14 protein-coding genes are annotated in these 17,012 nt (G+C 71.6%); 7 read left to right on the forward strand and 7 right to left on the reverse strand.

The genetic code is table 11. From position 1 onward, the window contains the following. Nucleotides 1-17: 17 nt before the first annotated feature. Both ACFYL4_RS06740 and ACFYL4_RS06745 read left to right on the forward strand, forming a co-directional pair. The gene (locus tag ACFYL4_RS06740; protein ID WP_387516994.1) at nucleotides 18-1,307 is read left to right on the forward strand and encodes a hypothetical protein; all 1,290 of its coding nucleotides are present in this window, start codon (nucleotides 18-20) and stop codon (nucleotides 1,305-1,307) included. 478 nt (nucleotides 1,308-1,785) lie between these two features. Continuing rightward, entirely contained in the window at nucleotides 1,786-2,454 is a 669-nt protein-coding gene (locus ACFYL4_RS06745; RefSeq protein ID WP_387516996.1) for a DUF899 domain-containing protein, read from the forward strand. A gap of 13 nt (nucleotides 2,455-2,467) precedes the next feature. Here ACFYL4_RS06745 and ACFYL4_RS06750 read toward each other — a convergent pair whose 3' ends face one another. Beyond that, on the reverse strand, nucleotides 2,468-3,064 hold the full coding sequence (locus tag ACFYL4_RS06750) for a TetR/AcrR family transcriptional regulator (RefSeq protein WP_387516998.1): 597 nt from the start codon (nucleotides 3,062-3,064) through the stop codon (nucleotides 2,468-2,470). A gap of 79 nt (nucleotides 3,065-3,143) precedes the next feature. Here ACFYL4_RS06750 and ACFYL4_RS06755 point away from each other — a divergent pair, with 79 nt between their 5' ends. After that, complete coding sequence (locus ACFYL4_RS06755) at nucleotides 3,144-4,016, forward strand: oxidoreductase (protein WP_387517000.1); 873 nt, start codon at nucleotides 3,144-3,146, stop codon at nucleotides 4,014-4,016. Nucleotides 4,017-4,070: 54 nt separating this feature from the next. On the opposite strand, the gene ACFYL4_RS06760 is transcribed toward ACFYL4_RS06755, so the two are convergent. The 4 genes from ACFYL4_RS06760 to ACFYL4_RS06775 all read right to left on the reverse strand — a co-directional run bounded on the left by ACFYL4_RS06760 (nucleotide 4,071) and on the right by ACFYL4_RS06775 (nucleotide 10,270). Beyond that, on the reverse strand, nucleotides 4,071-6,590 hold the full coding sequence (locus ACFYL4_RS06760) for a penicillin acylase family protein (protein WP_387517002.1): 2,520 nt from the start codon (nucleotides 6,588-6,590) through the stop codon (nucleotides 4,071-4,073). Between the two features lie 81 nt (nucleotides 6,591-6,671). Then, nucleotides 6,672-7,844: an MFS transporter gene (locus ACFYL4_RS06765; RefSeq protein WP_387517005.1), complete on the reverse strand. Its 1,173-nt coding sequence runs from the start codon at nucleotides 7,842-7,844 to the stop codon at nucleotides 6,672-6,674. 116 nt (nucleotides 7,845-7,960) lie between these two features. After that, a complete protein-coding gene (locus ACFYL4_RS06770) occupies nucleotides 7,961-8,995 on the reverse strand; it encodes a nitronate monooxygenase (RefSeq protein ID WP_387517007.1) in 1,035 nt (344 codons plus the stop codon). A gap of 84 nt (nucleotides 8,996-9,079) precedes the next feature. Further along, nucleotides 9,080-10,270, reverse strand: coding sequence for an MFS transporter (locus ACFYL4_RS06775; RefSeq protein WP_387517009.1), 1,191 nt, complete (start codon nucleotides 10,268-10,270; stop codon nucleotides 9,080-9,082). Nucleotides 10,271-10,724: 454 nt separating this feature from the next. Between ACFYL4_RS06775 and ACFYL4_RS06780 the strand changes: the two genes are divergently transcribed. Then, nucleotides 10,725-11,480 carry an SDR family oxidoreductase gene (locus ACFYL4_RS06780; protein WP_357756830.1) on the forward strand — a complete coding sequence of 252 codons (756 nt, stop codon included), beginning with the start codon at nucleotides 10,725-10,727 and terminating at the stop codon, nucleotides 11,478-11,480. 170 nt (nucleotides 11,481-11,650) lie between these two features. Next, on the forward strand, nucleotides 11,651-13,285 hold the full coding sequence (locus ACFYL4_RS06785; protein ID WP_387517184.1) for an AMP-binding protein: 1,635 nt from the start codon (nucleotides 11,651-11,653) through the stop codon (nucleotides 13,283-13,285). Nucleotides 13,286-13,383: 98 nt separating this feature from the next. Here the strand turns inward: ACFYL4_RS06785 and ACFYL4_RS06790 are convergent, their stop codons facing one another. After that, nucleotides 13,384-13,653: an HPr family phosphocarrier protein gene (locus ACFYL4_RS06790; protein ID WP_357756835.1), complete on the reverse strand. Its 270-nt coding sequence runs from the start codon at nucleotides 13,651-13,653 to the stop codon at nucleotides 13,384-13,386. Between the two features lie 78 nt (nucleotides 13,654-13,731). Further along, on the reverse strand, nucleotides 13,732-14,673 hold the full coding sequence (pfkB, locus tag ACFYL4_RS06795; protein WP_387517013.1) for a 1-phosphofructokinase: 942 nt from the start codon (nucleotides 14,671-14,673) through the stop codon (nucleotides 13,732-13,734). Nucleotides 14,674-15,030: 357 nt separating this feature from the next. Between pfkB and ACFYL4_RS06800 the strand changes: the two genes are divergently transcribed. Both ACFYL4_RS06800 and ACFYL4_RS06805 read left to right on the forward strand, forming a co-directional pair. Beyond that, entirely contained in the window at nucleotides 15,031-15,792 is a 762-nt protein-coding gene (locus ACFYL4_RS06800) for a DeoR/GlpR family DNA-binding transcription regulator (RefSeq protein ID WP_387517015.1), read from the forward strand. A gap of 70 nt (nucleotides 15,793-15,862) precedes the next feature. Next, complete coding sequence (locus ACFYL4_RS06805) at nucleotides 15,863-16,945, forward strand: PTS mannitol transporter subunit IICB (protein WP_357756843.1); 1,083 nt, start codon at nucleotides 15,863-15,865, stop codon at nucleotides 16,943-16,945. Nucleotides 16,946-17,012 lie beyond the last annotated feature (67 nt).

Consider the following 17,012-nt stretch of genomic DNA (forward strand, 5'->3'; position numbering starts at 1 on the left):
CAGCATTCAGGAGACTCGTGCCCTTCCACCACCCGGGCCGCCCCGAAGACCTGCCCGACCCCGCGCGGATCTGGGCACTGGCCGCCCTGACCTGTGCCGTCTGCTCCGGTCTCGGTTCCTTCTGGCCGGAGAACCACCGCCTCGACGACGACGGACTGCACCTGGAGGACGGCGGTGGTAGCTGGTGGCGCATGACCAGGGTCGCGGGCGGCCGCTTCCTGCTACTCGGTTGGGACCGCGACGGCTCCACCTTCAGGTCCGACGAGCTTCCCGTCGACCTGTTCGCCGACGCCCCGGGATGGCTGCCGTGGGAGTGGGTGGAGCGGACCGAGGAGGTGCACGCTCCAGGGTTCGCGTACTGGTGGGACCAGACGTGGGGCAGGATCGCCTACCCGAGCTGGGTCGACGAGGACGGCCTCGACGAGCAGCTGGCCCGGTGCTCGTCAGTGGACGAGCTGGTGTACCGACTCGGCGATCTGGTGGACACCGCCCTACACGACCCGGACTACCCGGACGGGCTCCCGGAGCTGGAGACGATCGGTTCGGTGATCCGGACACTGGCCGGGGCGGTGATCGCTGGCCGGGTCCGTCCGGAGAGTGTCCGGGAGGCACTCGCCCCCCTGAACGGCGCGCTCGACAGCACGGCCCTCCTTGAGGTCCTGGGGCGTGCCGGACTCCTCACCGGGGACCGGGTCCCACCCGAGGTGCCCGCCGGAACGGGGCGTCCGGACACACGTCGTGGCCCCTGGACCATCAGTTACGACGCCTGGGAGGACATGGTCACCGCGGTGGCCCGCACCGCGCCCGAGTTCGCGCGGCCCGAGCCCCCCGAGAGCGAATCGGAGCGCGACCTCAGGTCCTGGCTCCGCGACACCGCCGCCAGGTTCGGCGGGACGCTGACCTACACCGCCCTGTGCGCGGGCCAGGTGAGCAGCAGCTACCTGTACGACGGAGCGGGGAGACGGGTGGACGATCCGGGGATGACCGGTCTGGACATCTTCGGGATGCACCAGCACGACCACCACCCGGAGCGCGGTTCCTGGTTCTTCCTGAGGGCCCACGCCGATCCCGAGGGGGTCACTGTGGAGCGAGCCTACGACCACCACCCGGACTGGTGGCGCGGCACCGGGTTCCTGTCCAGGCCGGGGATCGGGCCCCTCCAGAGGGAGATGGCCCTGAGGGCCCCCGAGTGGCGGCCGGGTTGGGTGTGGCTGCTCGACGAGGAGATCCCCCACGACCCGCCCGCGGACCCCTTCGTCCGGCCCCCTCTCGCGGGCGACCGGTCCGGTGGGGCATCCGACGCGTGACCGCACACGCGCCGGTGCGGAAACGGGTGTTCTCCGGACGTGTCGGGCGCCCGGCCGGGTGTGGCCGGAGATTTCCCGGACTCGTGTCCCTCCTCGCGGAATAGCCCCAGGGGTGAGCTCGTTACACGGTTCGGGTCGGTGCGGTCTAAGTGTCCCCCGGGCTCAAAAACAGCCTTCAGGGAATACCGCACCCCAGTGGTGGTCGGGAGCCCTGTTGTGCCACCCGCCGTGAGGCGACCGCCGCACCGACCCCTCACACCTACCGAAGGCCCGCCGGGAGATCCCGGCGGGCCTTCGCGCGTCCCCGCGCCCCGCGCCCCGCGCCCTCCGCGCCCCGCGCCATGTCCACGTCCTTCCGCGTCACGCCACGCGAGGTTTCGGCGACGCGGTGGAGCCGGAATGTCGTGGGCGGGTGCGAGGGTGGAACGGGCGGGTCCCACACCGGTGGCCCGCCGCACCACCCCCCGACGGAGGAAACATGCGGATGCCCGAAGCCGTCACGCCGGCCGAGTGGAACAAGGCGCACGAAGAACTGATGGCCAAGGAGAAGGAGCTGACCCGGGCCCAGGACCGGTTGGCCGCCGAACGCAGGAGGCAGCCCGGGGTCCGGATCGACGCGGAGCACGGCTTCACGGGCGAGGGCGGCAGGTTCTCTCTGGTGGACCTCTTCGAGGGGCGCCGCCAGCTCATCGTCTACCACTTCATGTTCGCGCCCGGCTCCAAGCGCCCGTGCTCCGGGTGCTCCATGTTCGTGGACAACCTCGGAGACCCGGCGCACCTGAACGCCAGGGACACCACGCTCGCCGTCGTGTCCAGGGCGCCCTACCCGGAGATCGCGGCCGTTCGCGAGCAGCGGGGATGGACGGTGCCGTGGTACTCGTCCTTCGGCGACGGCTTCAACGAGGAGATGGGGGTGACCGTCGACGACAACGACAGCTTCGGGCTGAGCGTGTTCATCCGTGACGACACCTCCGTGTACCGCACCTACTTCACCCGGGGCCGGGGCGTGGAGAAGCTCGGGACGAACTGGAGCCTGCTCGACCTCACCCCGCTGGGCCGTCAGGAGACCTGGGAGGACAGCCCCGAGGGCGTTCCGCAGGAGTCGCCGTACGCCTGGTGGCGCCTGCGCGACGAGTACGGGGACTGAACGGGGCCCCGGTTCAGCGGGGGCCCAGACCCGTCAGCAGCAGGCGGACGACGTCGCCCAGCCCCTCGTCGACGTCCTCGATGCTGGCACCCGCCGAGAACGAGGCGAAGCCGTGCAGGGTGGACGCCACGGTGAAGGCGATCGCCGTGGGGTCCCCCTCGGCGATCTCCCCGGCCCGCTGCCCCTCGGCGATGGTGTCCAGGACGGTGGCGAGCATGGCGCCGACCGCCTCGGCGAGCTGCTCGGGGGCGTCGTCGTCGTGTTTGCGCGCGTACATCAGGTCCAACAGGGCGGGGCTGGCCAGGGCGAAGCCGACATAGGCGCGGGCCAGGCCCAGGAGGTAGACGCCGGTGTCGGCACCGGCCTGGTCCTGCTGGCGTCTGGCCTCTTCCAGGGCGGCCTGGAGCCGCTGGAACCCGTGGAGGGCGAGGGCGTCGAGCAGGGCCCGCTTGTCCTTGAAGTGGCGGCCGGGCGCCGCGTGGCTGACACCCGCCTCACGTGCGAGTTCGCGCAGTGACAGGGCCTGCGGGCCGCGTTCGGCGAGGGTGCGTTCGGCGCTGGCCAACAGGGTGGAGCGGAGGTCGCCGTGGTGGTAGGGGCGGTCGGACATGTCACCAGCATAGTCCGATGTTTGCACCGACATCATTGTTGTCATTGACAACTTCGAGTGGGGTGCCTACGTTGTGAGCATGAGTGGAACCAGCGTGCACCTGCCCGACCTGACCGGAAGCACCGCCGTCGTCACCGGAGCCAACAGCGGACTCGGCCTGGAGACCGCCAAGGTCCTGGCCGGTCGCGGGGCCCGTGTGGTGCTGGCCGTGCGCGACACCGACAAGGGAGAGCGGGCCGCGGCCCACATCCCCGGCGAGACCGAGGTCCGTCCGCTCGACCTGGCCGACCTGGCGTCGGTGCGCGGGTTCGCCGACGCCTGGAAGGGCGACCTCGCCCTGCTGGTCAACAACGCCGGGCTCATGGCCGTCCCCGAATCCAGGACAGCGGACGGCTTCGAGACCCAGTTCGGCGTCAACCACCTGGGGCACTTCGCCCTCACCAACCTCCTCCTGGAACACGTCACCGGGCGCGTGGTGACCGTCTCCTCCGGGCTGCACCGAGCGGTCAGCGGCATCGACTTCGACAACCCGAACCTGGAGGGCCGCTACACGCCCTACCGGGCCTACGGGCAGTCCAAGCTGGCCAACCTCCTGTTCACCCTGGAGCTCCAGCGGCGACTCGACGAGGTCGGCTCCCCGGTGCTGGCCACCGCCGCGCACCCCGGCTACGCCGCCACCAACCTCCAGAGCCGCAGCGGGAACCGCCTGCACGACGGGTTGCTGCGGATCGGCAACAGAATCCTCGCCCAGAGCGCGTCCGCGGGCGCCCTGCCCACGGTCTACGCCGCCACGCAGGACGTCCCCGGAGCGTTCTTCGCCGGGCCCACCGGACTGCTCGTGAACGGGGCGCCCGGGCCCTCCGGCCGCAGCGCCGCCGCGCGCGACGCCGACGCCGCCCGGCGCCTGTGGGACCTGTCCGAGGAGATGACCGCGACGTCCTTCCCGCTCTGACCGACGCGAACGGCCCCGGGGACGCGGAGTCCTCGGGGCCGTGACGGCCGGTGCCTACGGAACGAGGGTGAGCTCTTCCGTGCTGGCCTCCCGGACCGCCTCCTCCGAGACCGCCCAGGGAAGGGTGGCGCCCTCGGCCCACAGTTCCAGCTGGTCGTCGTAGTTCGGGTGGAAGGCGTGGCCGGAGTTGCCGGTCAGGTGAATCCAGGTCGAGGCGTCGCGGTCGGCCAGGTCCACGACCATCCGCATCGACGGAACCGCCGTGATCCCGTAGCCCTCGGCCGCGTTCCACCCGGTCGCGTTCACGATGCTCGACCCGCCCGAGCTCTCCACCGGTCCCCGGTTGAACAGCCACTCCACCGGCCCGATGCCGGAGGTGCCGAACGAGTCGTGCGTGGCCGTCAGGGTGTGCAGGTCGCCCCAGCGCCAGTCGGCCGGGGTGTCTCCGAGCAGCTCGGTGAGCTCCATCGCGGCGGCCTCCATCGCGGCGGCCAGCACCTCGTCGCGGCCGTTGACCCGCGTACCCTCCCACCACACGGAGTCGGGGTCCTCCAGGAGCCGGGTGACCACGTACATCCCGCGCGAGTTGCTGTTCATGTCGACCGGGCCGAGCTCGTCGAAGAGCAGCGGCAGCAGGTGGCGCCAGGTGGCGTTGTAGAACGCCGCACCGGCGGAGTCGGGTTCGTTGCGGTGGTCCCAGTCCGCGAGCAGGCCCTGCGCCTCGGCGGTCACCCCGCCGACCTCCACGTCCAGCAGGTACGGGGTGGTCTCCAGGGCGGCGCCGTGCTGGGAGTCCATCAGCACCCGCTCCATGTCGTCCACCCCCACCGGGCCTTCGGCGATGGCCTCGTCGAGCAGGTCGTTGATGCGCTGGCTCCGGTACCCGTAGTCCCAGTCAGCGGTGAGGAAGTGCTCGTAGTCCTCGTCCACCACGGCCTGGTTGGCGGTCACGATCACCCCCGAGGAGGGGTTGAAAACGCTGGGGAGCTCGTCGAAGGGGACGTAGTCCTCCCAGTCGTAGTCGGAGTCCCACCCGGGCGCGGGCCAGCGGCCGTCGCCCTTGCCGCGGACGGGGACCAGACCGGGCGCCTGGTAGCCGATGTTGCCGTCCCCGTCCGCGTAGACGAGGTTCTGCGAGGGGACGTCGAACTTGCTGGCGGCCTCGCGGAAGCCGTCCCAGTCGCGGGCCCGGTTGAGGGAGAACACGGCGTCGGCGGTGGTGCCGGGCTGGAGCGCGGTCCAGCGCAGGGACACCTGGTACGGCGCGTCGTCGCCCTCGCGGGGGTTCTCGCCGACCTCCCGCAGGTGGGAACCGGCGGCGGTCGTCGACAGGATCGGGCCGCGGTGCGTGGAGCGGATGGTGAGTTCGAGGTCGTCGCCGCCGGAGACCGCGATGGTCTCCTCGATGACGTCGAGCGGGCGCCGCTCGCCGTCCACCACGTACTCGTCGCCCTCCACCTGCTCCAGGTAGAGGTCCATGACGTCCGGGTTGAGGTTGGTGAAGCCCCAGGCGATGGACTCGTTCTGGCCGATCACCACGCCCGGTAGGCCGGAGAAGCTGAACCCGCTCACGTCGAACGGGCAGGCCTCGGAGAGCTCGGTGCAGTGCAGCCCCATCTGGTACCAGGTGGACGGCATGGACGCGCCCAGGTGGGGGTCGTTGGTGAGCAGCGGAGCACCCGTCTCGGTGTGCTCACCGGACACCACCCAGGAGTTGGAGCCCAGGTCGGGGCTGGTGGAAGGGCCGAGCAGGTCGGGGATGGCCTCTCGGACGTCGGACATCCTCTCCAGAGCGGCCAGGGCCTCCTCCGGCAGGTCGGGGGCGCGACCGAGGTCGGCCTCGGTGTCCGCGCCGGCGAGTTCGCCGGTGTCGGTGATGGGCGCGTGCCGGTCCGTCGGGTAGGCGGGGTAGAGCTCCTCGACCATGTCCTCGTCGAGGCCCTGGGCGAGCAGCTGGGCCCGCTCGGACTCCGCCTGGAGGTTGCCGCCCAGGTCCCAGGCCATGGCCTTGAGCCAGGCGAGGCTGTCCGTGGGGGTCCAGGGCTCGACGGTGTAGTCGTCGGCGGTGATCCCGAGCAGCCCGTACTCCAGACTGGCGGAAAGCCCCTGGTTGTCGTCGATCCAGGCGTTCACCCCGGCCGCGTAGGCGTCCAGGTAGCGCCGGGTGTCCTCCTCCAGGAGGTCGTACTCCTGCTCGGCGACCCTTCGCCAGCCCATCGTGCGCAGGTAGACGTCGGTCTCCACCTGGCCGGGCCCGAACAGCTCGGCGGTGCGGCCCGCCGTGACGTGCCTGCGGAAGTCCATCTCCCAGAACCGGTCCTGGGCGTGGGTGAACCCCTGGGCGACGAACAGGTCCTCGGCGTCGTCCGCGTAGACGTGCGCCACGCCGTACGCGTCCCGCAACACGGTGACCGGGGAGCCGAGTTCGGAGAGGGTCAGCTCACCGGAGACCGTCGGGAACGACCGTCGGACCGCCCACACCCCGAGCAGGGACGCGACCAGAGCGAGGGACGCGACAACCGCCAAAAACCCCAGAAGGACACGTAGAAGGACACGCTTGCGCAATACACCCATGGCGGAACCTTAAGGTGTCGTGCGTCACGTGCTCTAGGGGCGCCAGCCTGGTCGTATCCAATTGTGACCAACTGGTAGGTCTCACCGCGACGCTCCTCGGAGCAGGGGCAGGCAGAGGAAGACCGCGGCGGCCATGAAGGCGAAGTAGACGGGCGCCGAGGAGTCCAGGAGGGCGCCGCCCAGGATCGGGCCGACGAAGAACCCCAGGTAGCGCAGCTCGGAGAGGCCGAAGTAGGTCCCCTTGCGGTCGTCCGAGGCCAGGGAGTGCACGGCGATGTCCGGCAGGGGCAGCAGGATCGCCTCGCCCAGGGTCCAGAACACGATGGCCACGTACAGCAGGGCGACGTGGGTCGTGCCCAGCCACACGCAGCCGAAGGCGACCGCGAAGAACACGCACCCCAGGGCCACCAGCGGGCCGCGGGGGAGGCGCTCCGACAGCCAGATCACCGGAGGTTGTACCAGCAGGGCCAGCGCGGCGTTCACCACCAGCAACGAGGCGAACAGGTACTCCGTGCCGCCTCCGTAGTAGCCCTTCATGTGCAGCGGGATGGACGTGTCCATCTGGGCCATGATCAGGAAGACCACGGCCCCCGCGCCGATCGCGGCCATCAGGCGGCGGTCCCGTAGGGCGCTGGTCCAGGGGACCCGGCCGCCGCCACCGGTCGAGGTCTCCAGCCGGGCCAGCTCGCCGCCCCTCACCACCATCACCGCGAGGTAGAGGGCGAAGAACGCCGCTGGAGCCAGGAAGAACGCGGTGGGACCCGTGTGGAACAGCACGCCGCCCACGGCGGGGCCGACGATGGCGCCCATGCACAGGGTGATGTACCGGACCCGGAAGAGCCGCCCGTCACCGGTGTCGGACAGGGACAGCAGTTTCTTCATGCTCGGCTCGACCAACGTGCGTGCCACGCCCAGTGCCAGGAAGAGCGCGACGATCGCGGCCGGTGCGTCGGCGAGGGCCAGGGCGGAGTACACCGCCACGTTCAGCAGCAGGCCCCAGCGCATGAGCTGGACCGCGCCGAGCCGGTCGGCGACCATGCCGCTGAGGAGGCCGCCGCACGCCGCGATCAGGGGGATGCCGCCCACGACACCGCCGATCCCCGCGGCGGGCAGCTCCGTGCGGTCCGCGAGGTAGAGCGCGGCGAAGGGGAGGGCGGCGAAGAACGCCATGGAGTTGAGCAGCGACCCCAGGACCAGTGCTCGTTGGTCGCGGTTGAACCGCCAGGGGGAGGTGCGCTGTCGGGTGTCGGTCATGGTGCTCCGGGGGTAGGCACGGGGGGATCGCCACCCTAGGAGCCGGTGCCGACAATCCGGGCCCTCCGACCGCGCGGGAACCCTCAAGGGGCGCCCCGGTCCGCGTCGCCGCGGCCCTAGAGGGAGCCCGAGCGGACGGCGGCCTCCCGGAGTTCGGCGACCAGGTCGGCCGCGGGTACCTCACAAGCCTGACGGAACCCGGTCCCCGCCCAGAGGGCCATGCCCCCGGTGTCGGCCGCTCGGGCCGCGGCCGCGCGTAGCGGCCTGGTCATGTGGTGCACCTCGGGGTAGGCGGCGGGCGCGTCCGGGTGCTCCAGCACGAACCGGTTGGTGAGCCCCCGCGCGGGGCGTCCGGTGAACGCGCGGGTCAGCGAGGTCGCGGCGAAGCCGGGGTCGGCCAGCGCGGACTTGTGCGGGGGTTGCGCGCCGCTCTCGGGGCAGCGGAGGAAGGCCGTGCCCAACTGGACGGCGGAGGCGCCGGCCGCCAGGGCGGCGAGCACGTCCTGGGCGGACATGACACCACCGGCGGCGACCACCGGCACGTCCACGGCACGGACGACCTCGGGCACGAGCGCGAGCAGGGGCCGGTCATCGGAGCGGGAGGGGTCGAAGGTGGCGCGGTGTCCGCCCGCCTCCAGGCCCTGCGCGCACACCCCGTCGGCGCCCCGCGCCACGGCGGTCCGGGCCTCCTCGACGGTGGTGACGGTGACGACGGTCAGCGCACCCGCGTCCCGCAGCCGGTGGAGGACCCGGGCGGAAGGGCAGCCGAACGTGAAGCTCACGACGGAGACCGCGGACTCGGCCAGGAGGTCGATCTTGGCGTCCCAGTCATCGTCGTCGTGGGTGGCCGGGCCGATCTCGGCACCGTGCCGGAGGGCCTCCTCCGCCAGCTCCGCGCGGTAGTCGTCGAGGTCGGCGTCCGGCGGGCGCGACCCGGAGGGGACGAACACGTTCACCCCGAACACCTCGGTCCCCAGGGCCCGGACCTCGTCGATCCGCTCGGAGAGCGCGGCCGTGGACAGGTACCCGGCGGCCAGGGAACCCAGGCCGCCCGCACCGTCCACCGCGTGGACCAGGGACGGGGTGGTCGCGCCCCCGGCCATCGGTGCCTGGAGGATCGGGCGCGCGCCGAGGAGTTCGGGCAGGTTCATGCTTCTCGCCTTCCCAGAGCGGAGGTGGCCCGGCGCGGGGCCGACTCCCCGCGTGACCTGCGCGCAGGCTAACAGGAGGCAGGTTCAGGGGCGGTCCGCGCCCTCGCCGTGCCGTACCGCCCAGGCGAAGTCCGTGGACTCGGGAAGGAGCCGGGAGAGGAGCAGCGCCGTCGCCGCCAGCGCGAAGGCGAACACCGCCAGGACGGACACGGCCGCGGGGACGCCCCACAGGTCCCACAACCACCCGAACGACCCGGCGGTGAGCGCGCTGCCGAGCAGCGTCACCACCGTAACGGCCGAGAACATGGTGTTGCGGTTGGCGTCCGTGAACATCAGCTGGCACCAGGCGCCGGACAGCACCCCGCCGAGCCCGATGAGGAACTCGGCGGCGACCAGCCCCGCCACGAGCGGCACGACCCCGTGGGCGGCCAGGACCAGCGGGAGTCCGATCCCCATGGAGAGGAGCCCGCCCCACACGTGGGGGCGGTCGTGGTGGACCCAGCGCGCGCAGGCCGCCCCGGCGGTCAGGGACACACTCATGAGCAGGAGCACCAGGCCGTTCAGCCGGACGTCCCCGCCGCCGTACTCGGCCAGCAGCATCGGTTGCCAGGACACCACGAGCAGCATGGTGGCGACCATCAGCGAGAGCGCCAGTACGACGGGCGGGAGGAAGCGCCGGGAGGCGACCAGCACGACGGACTCCAGGACGATGGCGCCGATCCGCCGTTCCGGCTGGCCCGGAGTGGTCGGGAAGCACGTGGGGGCCAGCACGCCCAGGAGGAGGACGAGCGCGCCGCCGACGGCGATCAGGGCTCCCGCCGACAGCCACGTTCCGGCCACCATCACGGAGGCGGCGCCGAGTACGGAGCCCGTGCGCGTGGAGACGGCGTGGACCCGGACGATCCTCGTGACGCGCGCGTTCCTGTCATGCGAGCCGACCCGGTTGATCAGGATCGCGTGGAGGGTGCCGGACTTCAGCGAAGCCCCGACGTTGCCCAGGCACACGCCCACCACGGTGAACACGAGCCCGTTCGCCAGACCGAGGGCCACGAGGCCCGCTCCCCACACCAGGAGGCCCAGGGTGAGGAGGCGGCGGTGCCCGTAGCGGTCGCCGAGGGCGCCGCTGGGGGCCTCCATGAGCATGCCGATGACGTGGCCCCCGGCCAGGATGAGCCCCACGGCCCATGGTTCGGCGCCGCGCGCGATGATCACGGTGACGAAGACCGCCCCGAAGGCGAAGTCGGCGGCGGTGCCCACCAGCGTGAACACGCTCATTCGGGCGAGGAGCGGGAACCGCTCGCGCGGGGGCGGCGCGGGAGGAGGGGCCGCGGGGCCCGTGGCGGGGGGTGGGCGTGACCCGGTCTCGGGGGCGTGTTCGGAGGGGACAGGGGACATGGGCGGCCCGCTTCCGTCAGGACCCGTCCGCCGGGCCGGTGAGGATTTCGCCGACGGTAACAGGGGAGCGTCCCGTCACTCCACGTGTTTTCGCGGTCCCGGTCGGTGTGACGCCGCTTCCGGGGCGTGTTCGGAGACCCCGGCGTTCAGGCGGGTGCCGGTGCCGGGGGCCTCGCGGAAGGGTGTGCTTGGGGCGGGGTGTGCTTGCCGCGGGGGGTGGGGGAGGGGCCGCGCCCGCGATCTCCGCCTCCGGGGCGTCGCCCGGCCCCGCCGGGACGCCCGGCGGCCCCTCCCGGATACGCTCGGCGCGACACCTGACCTTGGGAGGAACCACATGACAGCGACCGCGGTCGTCACCGGAGCCAGCAGCGGGATCGGTGCCGCCACCGCGCGCGGGCTCGCCGCCGAGGGCTACGACGTGGTCCTGGTCGCTCGTCGCGCCGACCGGATCGAGCGGCTCGCCGAGGAGATCACCGCGAGGGGGCACTCCGCGCGGGCCCACGTCCTGGACGTCACCGACCGCGCCGCGGTCGACGCGTTCGCCGGGGACCTGGGCGCCTGCGACGTCCTGGTCAACAACGCGGGCGGCGCGATCGGCACCGAGACCATCGCCACCGGTGACCCGGCCGACTGGCGGAGCATGTACGAGGTCAACGTGCTGGGCGTGCTCAACATGACCCAGGCGCTGCTGCCCGCGCTCATCGCGAGCGGGGACGGCACCGTCCTGGTCGTCTCCTCGGTGGCCGGGCACGGGGTGTACGAGGGCGGTGGCGGTTACGTGGCCGCCAAGCACGGCGCGCACACGCTCGCCGCCACCCTGCGCCTGGAGCTGTGCGGGGAGCCGGTGCGGGTGCTGGAGGTGGCACCCGGCATGGTCAAGACCGAGGAGTTCTCCCTCAACCGGCTGCGCGGGGACAGCGCCGGGGCGGAGGCCGTGTACGCGGGGGTGCCGGACCCGTTGAGCGCCGAGGACGTCGCCGACACCATCGTGTGGGCGATCACCCGGCCGCCGCACGTCAACGTCGACCTCCTGGTGGTGCGTCCGCGCGCCCAGGCCGCGCAGCACAAGGTGCACCGCGTCCGGGAGTGAACGCCGTGGGGGTGGGGCGCTCGTAGCGGGCCCGGGGTGTCGCGGCGCCCCTTCCCGTGGGTTCGGCCGCGTGATAGGTGTGATCTGTCTTACATGCCCGGGGGCGCGTGACGGCGTCTCCCCGGGCGTGTGGTCCCCTGTCCCGCACGGCTAGGAGCCTGGTCTTGAGTGTGAACGCCGCCCTTCCCAGCTACGCCTCCGGTACCTCGACCACGCCCCTGCTGGGTGACACCATCGGCGCCGACCTGGCCCGCACGGTCGCCGCCCACCCCGACCGGGACGCCCTGGTGGACCGGACCTCCGGGCTCCGGCTCACCTACCGCCGGTTCGGAGAGGAGGTCGAGCGGGTGGCGCTGGGGCTGCTCGGCCTGGGCGTGGCCAAGGGGGACCGGGTCGGCATCTGGGCGCCCAACCGGTCCGAATGGGTCCTCGTGCAGTACGCGACGGCGCGGATCGGTGCCGTGTTGGTGAACATCAATCCCGCCTACCGCACGCACGAACTGGAGTACGTGCTCAACCAGGCGGGCGTCCGCCTGCTCGTCGCCGCGCCCTCCTTCAAGACCTCCGACTACGCGGCGATGATCGAGGAGGTGCGCGGGAGGTGTCCCGGGCTGCGCGAGGTGGTGCTCTTCGACGGCCCCGCCTGGGAGGCCCTGCTCGCCGCGGGTGACGGAGGCGACCCGGAACGGCTGGCCCGGGTGGAGGCCGCGCTCTCCCCGGACGACCCGGTCAACATCCAGTACACGTCCGGCACGACGGGGTTTCCCAAGGGCGCGACCCTCTCGCACCACAACATCCTCAACAACGGGTTCTCCGTCGGGGAGCTTCTGGGATACACAGAGGCCGACCGAATTGTCCTGCCAGTTCCCTTTTATCACTGTTTCGGCATGGTGATGGGAAACCTGGCCGCCACCAGCCACGGCGCGTGCATGGTCATCCCCGGCCCCGGATTCGACCCGGCCGCCGCTTTGGAAGCCGTCCAGGCCGAGCGCTGCACCTCGCTGTACGGTGTGCCCGCCATGTTCATCGCCGAACTCGCCCTGCCCGACTTCGACTCCTACGACCTGTCCTCGCTCCGCACCGGAATCATGGCCGGGTCGCCCTGCCCGGTCGAGGTGATGCGCCAGGTCATCGACCGGATGGGGATGCGCGAGGTGTCCATCTGCTACGGCATGACGGAGACCTCTCCGGTCAGCACCCAGACCCGTGTCGACGACTCGGTGGAGCGCCGGGTGTCCACGGTCGGCAGGGTCGGGCCGCACCTGGAGGTCAAGGTCGTCGACCCCGACTCCGGCATCACCGTCGCACGCGGGACGCCCGGCGAACTGTGCACCCGGGGCTACTCGGTGATGCTCGGCTACTGGGATCAGCCGGACAGGACGGCCGAGGTGATCGACGCCGCCCGCTGGATGCACACCGGTGACCTCGCGGTGATGGACGAGGACGGCTACGTGAGCATCACCGGTCGGATCAAGGACATGGTGATCCGAGGCGGTGAGAACATCTACCCGCGCGAGATCGAGGAGCTGCTGTACACCCACCCCGACCTGTTGGACGCGCAGGTGATCGGGGTGCCCGACCAGAGGTACGGCGAGGAGCTCATGGTGTGGGTGCGCATGCGCGAGGGTGCCGTGCCGCTCACCGCCGAGGCGCTGCGCTCGTTCTGTGAGGGCCGCATCGCGCACTACAAGATCCCGCGCTACGTCCACGTGGTGGACGAGTTCCCGATGACGGTCACCGGCAAGGTCCGCAAGGTGCGTATGCGCGAGGAGGCCGTCCGCCTGATGGGCGACGGGCTGCTTTGAGGCGGGCCGGTCTGCTACGGGCCGGTCTGCTACGGGCTGGTTGATACGGGCCGGTCTGAGGCGCGGGGCGGGCGGTCGCGCCACCCGCCCCGCCCCGGCTACCTCGGGTCGAGTTCCTTGCCGAGCATCTGGGCCAGCGTGTCCAGAGCCTCGTCAGAGTTCTCGTCCTCGCAGGTCAGCGTGACGGTCTCGCCGTGTGAGGCCCCCATCGCCATCACCGCGAGCACGCTGCGGGCGTCCACCGGTTTGTGGTCCGCGCGGGACACGGTGACGGGCAGGCCGGTCTCGTTGACCGCCTGGACGAAGAGGGTCGCGGGCCGGGCGTGCAGGCCGAGGAGGGAGCCGATGACTACGGTGCGCTCGGGCATGTCAGTCCTTGGAGGGTGTCGGGCGGGGCCGGGGTGTCCGGTCCCGGTCACGGCGGGCGGTGGCTGTGGAACGTGCGGTCACGACGGTGCGATCCGCCATCCGGGGTCGGGCTCGGTCGCCGCACTCACACCGTCGGTGGCGACGTCGTCGGGCTGGGGCACCGTCGTTCCGGGGAGCGCGACGGCCGCCGTCCCCCAGGCCACGGCCTGACGGAGGCGCTCGGGCGGGGGGCCCTCTCCGGCGAGGAACCCCGCGAGCGCGCTGTCACCCGCGCCCACGGTACTCCGGGTCCGTACCCGGGGGCCGCGCGCCCAACGCGCGTCCCGTTCGGTGACGAGCAGCGCGCCGTGGCCCCCGAGGGTGACCAGAACGGACTCGTTTCCCCAGGCGAGGACCTCGCGTGCCGCCTCGGTGACGTCCCCGAGGGTCGGCAGGTCGCGGCCCACCAGGGCGGCGAGCTCCTCGTGGTTGGGTTTGAGCAGGGAGACCGACCCGGCCTTGGCGGCCGTGGCCAGGGACGGACCGGAGGTGTCCAGGGCCAGGGGCACCCCGTGGGCGGCGGCGAGTCCGGCGACCCTGACGTACAGGTCGTCGGGGACTCCGGCGGGCAGGCTGCCGCTGGCCACCACCCAGTCGGGGGAGCGGCCCAGCTCCTCGTCCAGGGCGCCGAGCAGGGCCTCGATCTCCTCGGGGGAGAGGGCGGGGCCCGCGGCGTTGAGCTTGGTGGTGGTGCCGTCCGCCTCGGTGACGGTGACGTTCGCCCGGGTCTCCCCGCCGATGGGCACGGTGACGCGGGGCAGGTCACCTAGCAGGGCGACGAGTTCGGCCCCGCCGCCGCCGCCGATCGGGAGGACGGCCCGGGTGTCGATCCCGGCCCCGGCCAGGGCCCGTGAGACGTTGACGCCCTTCCCGCCCGCCTGGGAGCGGGTGGCGCGCACGCGCAAGACCTCGCCTCGGACGAGGCGGTCGACCTCAAGGGTGTGGTCGACGCTCGGGTTCGGGGTGAGGGTCAGGATCATGGGTGCTCTCTTCGAGGGGTGTGACGCGCCCGGTCCGGGGGCCTCCGGGGTGGAGGGCGCGCCCGAGGAGGTGGGTCCCGCTGTGGTGTGACTCCATCGCTGGTGTGGTTCTGTCTTTGATTATGTGTGTTTGTCTGTGTGTGTCAATGGTGTGACGCGGATCGGATGGCGGTGTCCGACCGTCTCCGGGCCCCTCCGGGGGTCGTGGCGTCCTGGTCACGGCGGTGAGGGGTCGGATGATCCCGCCGTGGGCCGCCTGTCATCGTTGCTGGGATATTGGGAGTGGTTCCCCCTTGTGTGTCCCAAGCAACACCATTAAACTCACCGAAAACCACACCGAAACACAGGTGATCCAACATGTACGCGGAAGAACGCCAGAAGGTGATCCTCGAACGCGCCCGCCACGACGGCCGGGTCGACGTCACGGGGCTCGCCTCGGAGTTCGACGTCACCTACGAGACCGTGCGCCGCGACCTCACCGCCCTCGAACGGCACGGGGTCCTGCGCAGGGTCCACGGCGGCGCGATCCCCGTCGAGCGGCTGGGCTTCGAGCCCGCGCTCACTGTGCGCGACTCCGTCATGACCCAGGAGAAGGAGCGGATCGCCAAGGCAGCCCTCGCCGAACTCCCCGACGAGGGCGCCATCCTCCTGGACGCGGGATCGACCACCGGGCGCCTGGCCGAACAGCTGCCCACGGACCGCGAGCTCACCGTCGTCACCAACTCCCTCTCAATAGCCCTCACCCTCACCCCGCGAACCAACGTCAACCTCATGCTCCTCGGCGGCCGCCTGCGCACCAGGACCCAGGCCAGTGTCGAGTCCTGGGCCCTGCGGGCCCTCGCCGAGTGCTACGTGGACGTGGCGTTCATGGCCACCAACGGTGTGTCCGTCGAACGCGGTCTGACCACCCCCGACCCGGCCGAGGCCGAGGTCAAGCGGGCCATGATCGCCTCCTCACGGCGCGCCGTGCTCCTCGCCGACCACACCAAGGTCGGCAACGACCACTTCGCCCGCTTCGCCGCAGTCGAGGACCTCGACCTGGTCATCACCGACAACGGCCTCGCCGACGGACTCGCGGACGAAATGGAGACGGCCGGCCCCACCGTCCGCGCCGTCTGACCACCCACCCCACAGCCATCCTTCCCGGCCGAGGCTGAACGCCCGCCGGACCTCCCAGGAGGTTCCCCCCATGTCCACCCAGCAAGGCAGACTCGTCTCCGTGCGCTCGGGAGTCCAGCGCTTCGGCGGCTTCCTGGCGAGCATGGTGATGCCCAACATCGGCGCGTTCATCGCCTGGGGCCTCATCACCGCGCTGTTCATCCCCGACGGCTGGTGGCCCAACGAGCACATGGCCCAGCTCGTCGACCCGATGATCGGCTTCCTGCTGCCGCTGCTGATCGGCTACACCGGCGGGCACCTCATCTACGACAAGCGCGGCGGCGTGGTCGGCGCCATCGCCACCGTCGGTGTGATCGTCTCCGCCGACATCCCGATGTTCCTCGGCGCGATGGTGGCCGGTCCGCTCGCCGCGTACCTGATGAAGCAGTTCGACAAGGTCGTCCAGCCCCGCACCCCCAGCGGCTTCGAGATGCTGGTCAACAACTTCAGCGCGGGCATCCTCGGCGGTCTCATGGCCATCGCCGGGCTGTTCGCCATCGGACCGGTCGTCACCTTCATCGCCGCGTGGCTCGGTCGGGGCGTGCAGTTCCTCATCGACCTGTCGCTCCTGCCGCTGGTCTCGATCATCATCGAGCCCGCCAAGGTCCTGTTCCTCAACAACGCCATCAACCACGGCGTCCTCGGACCCCTCGGGGTCATCCGCTCCGAGGAACACGGCAAGGCCATCGAGTTCCTCATCGAGACCAGCCCCGGCCCCGGCCTGGGCATCCTCCTGGCCTGCCTGCTGTTCGGCCCCAAGCTGAGCAGGGCCACCGCCCCCGGCGCGATCATCATCCACTTCTTCGGCGGCATCCACGAGATCTACTTCCCGTACATCCTCGCCCAGCCGAAGCTCATCCTCGCGGCGATCGCCGGCGGCATGTCCGGCATCACCGTGTTCCTCCTCTTCGACGTCGGTCTGGTCGCCACCCCGGCGCCCGGCAGCATCTTCGCCCTCCTCGCGGTCACCCCGCGCGGTGACCACCTCGGAGTGCTGGCCGGGGTCGTGGTCGGCACCCTCGTGTCGTTCGTCGTCGCCTCCCTGCTCCTCGGCTTCGGCCGGGCCGAGCGCAGGGCCGAACGCGAGGCGGCCCAGGCCGAACAGGTCAGCTAGGGCGCGGTTCCCGGATCGTCGCACACGGGCGACGCCAGCGCGCGACGATCCGTGGAACGGCCCCCAC

It is taken from the genome of Nocardiopsis sp. NPDC006938 (genome assembly GCF_042869555.1).
Lineage (GTDB): Bacteria > Actinomycetota > Actinomycetes > Streptosporangiales > Streptosporangiaceae > Nocardiopsis.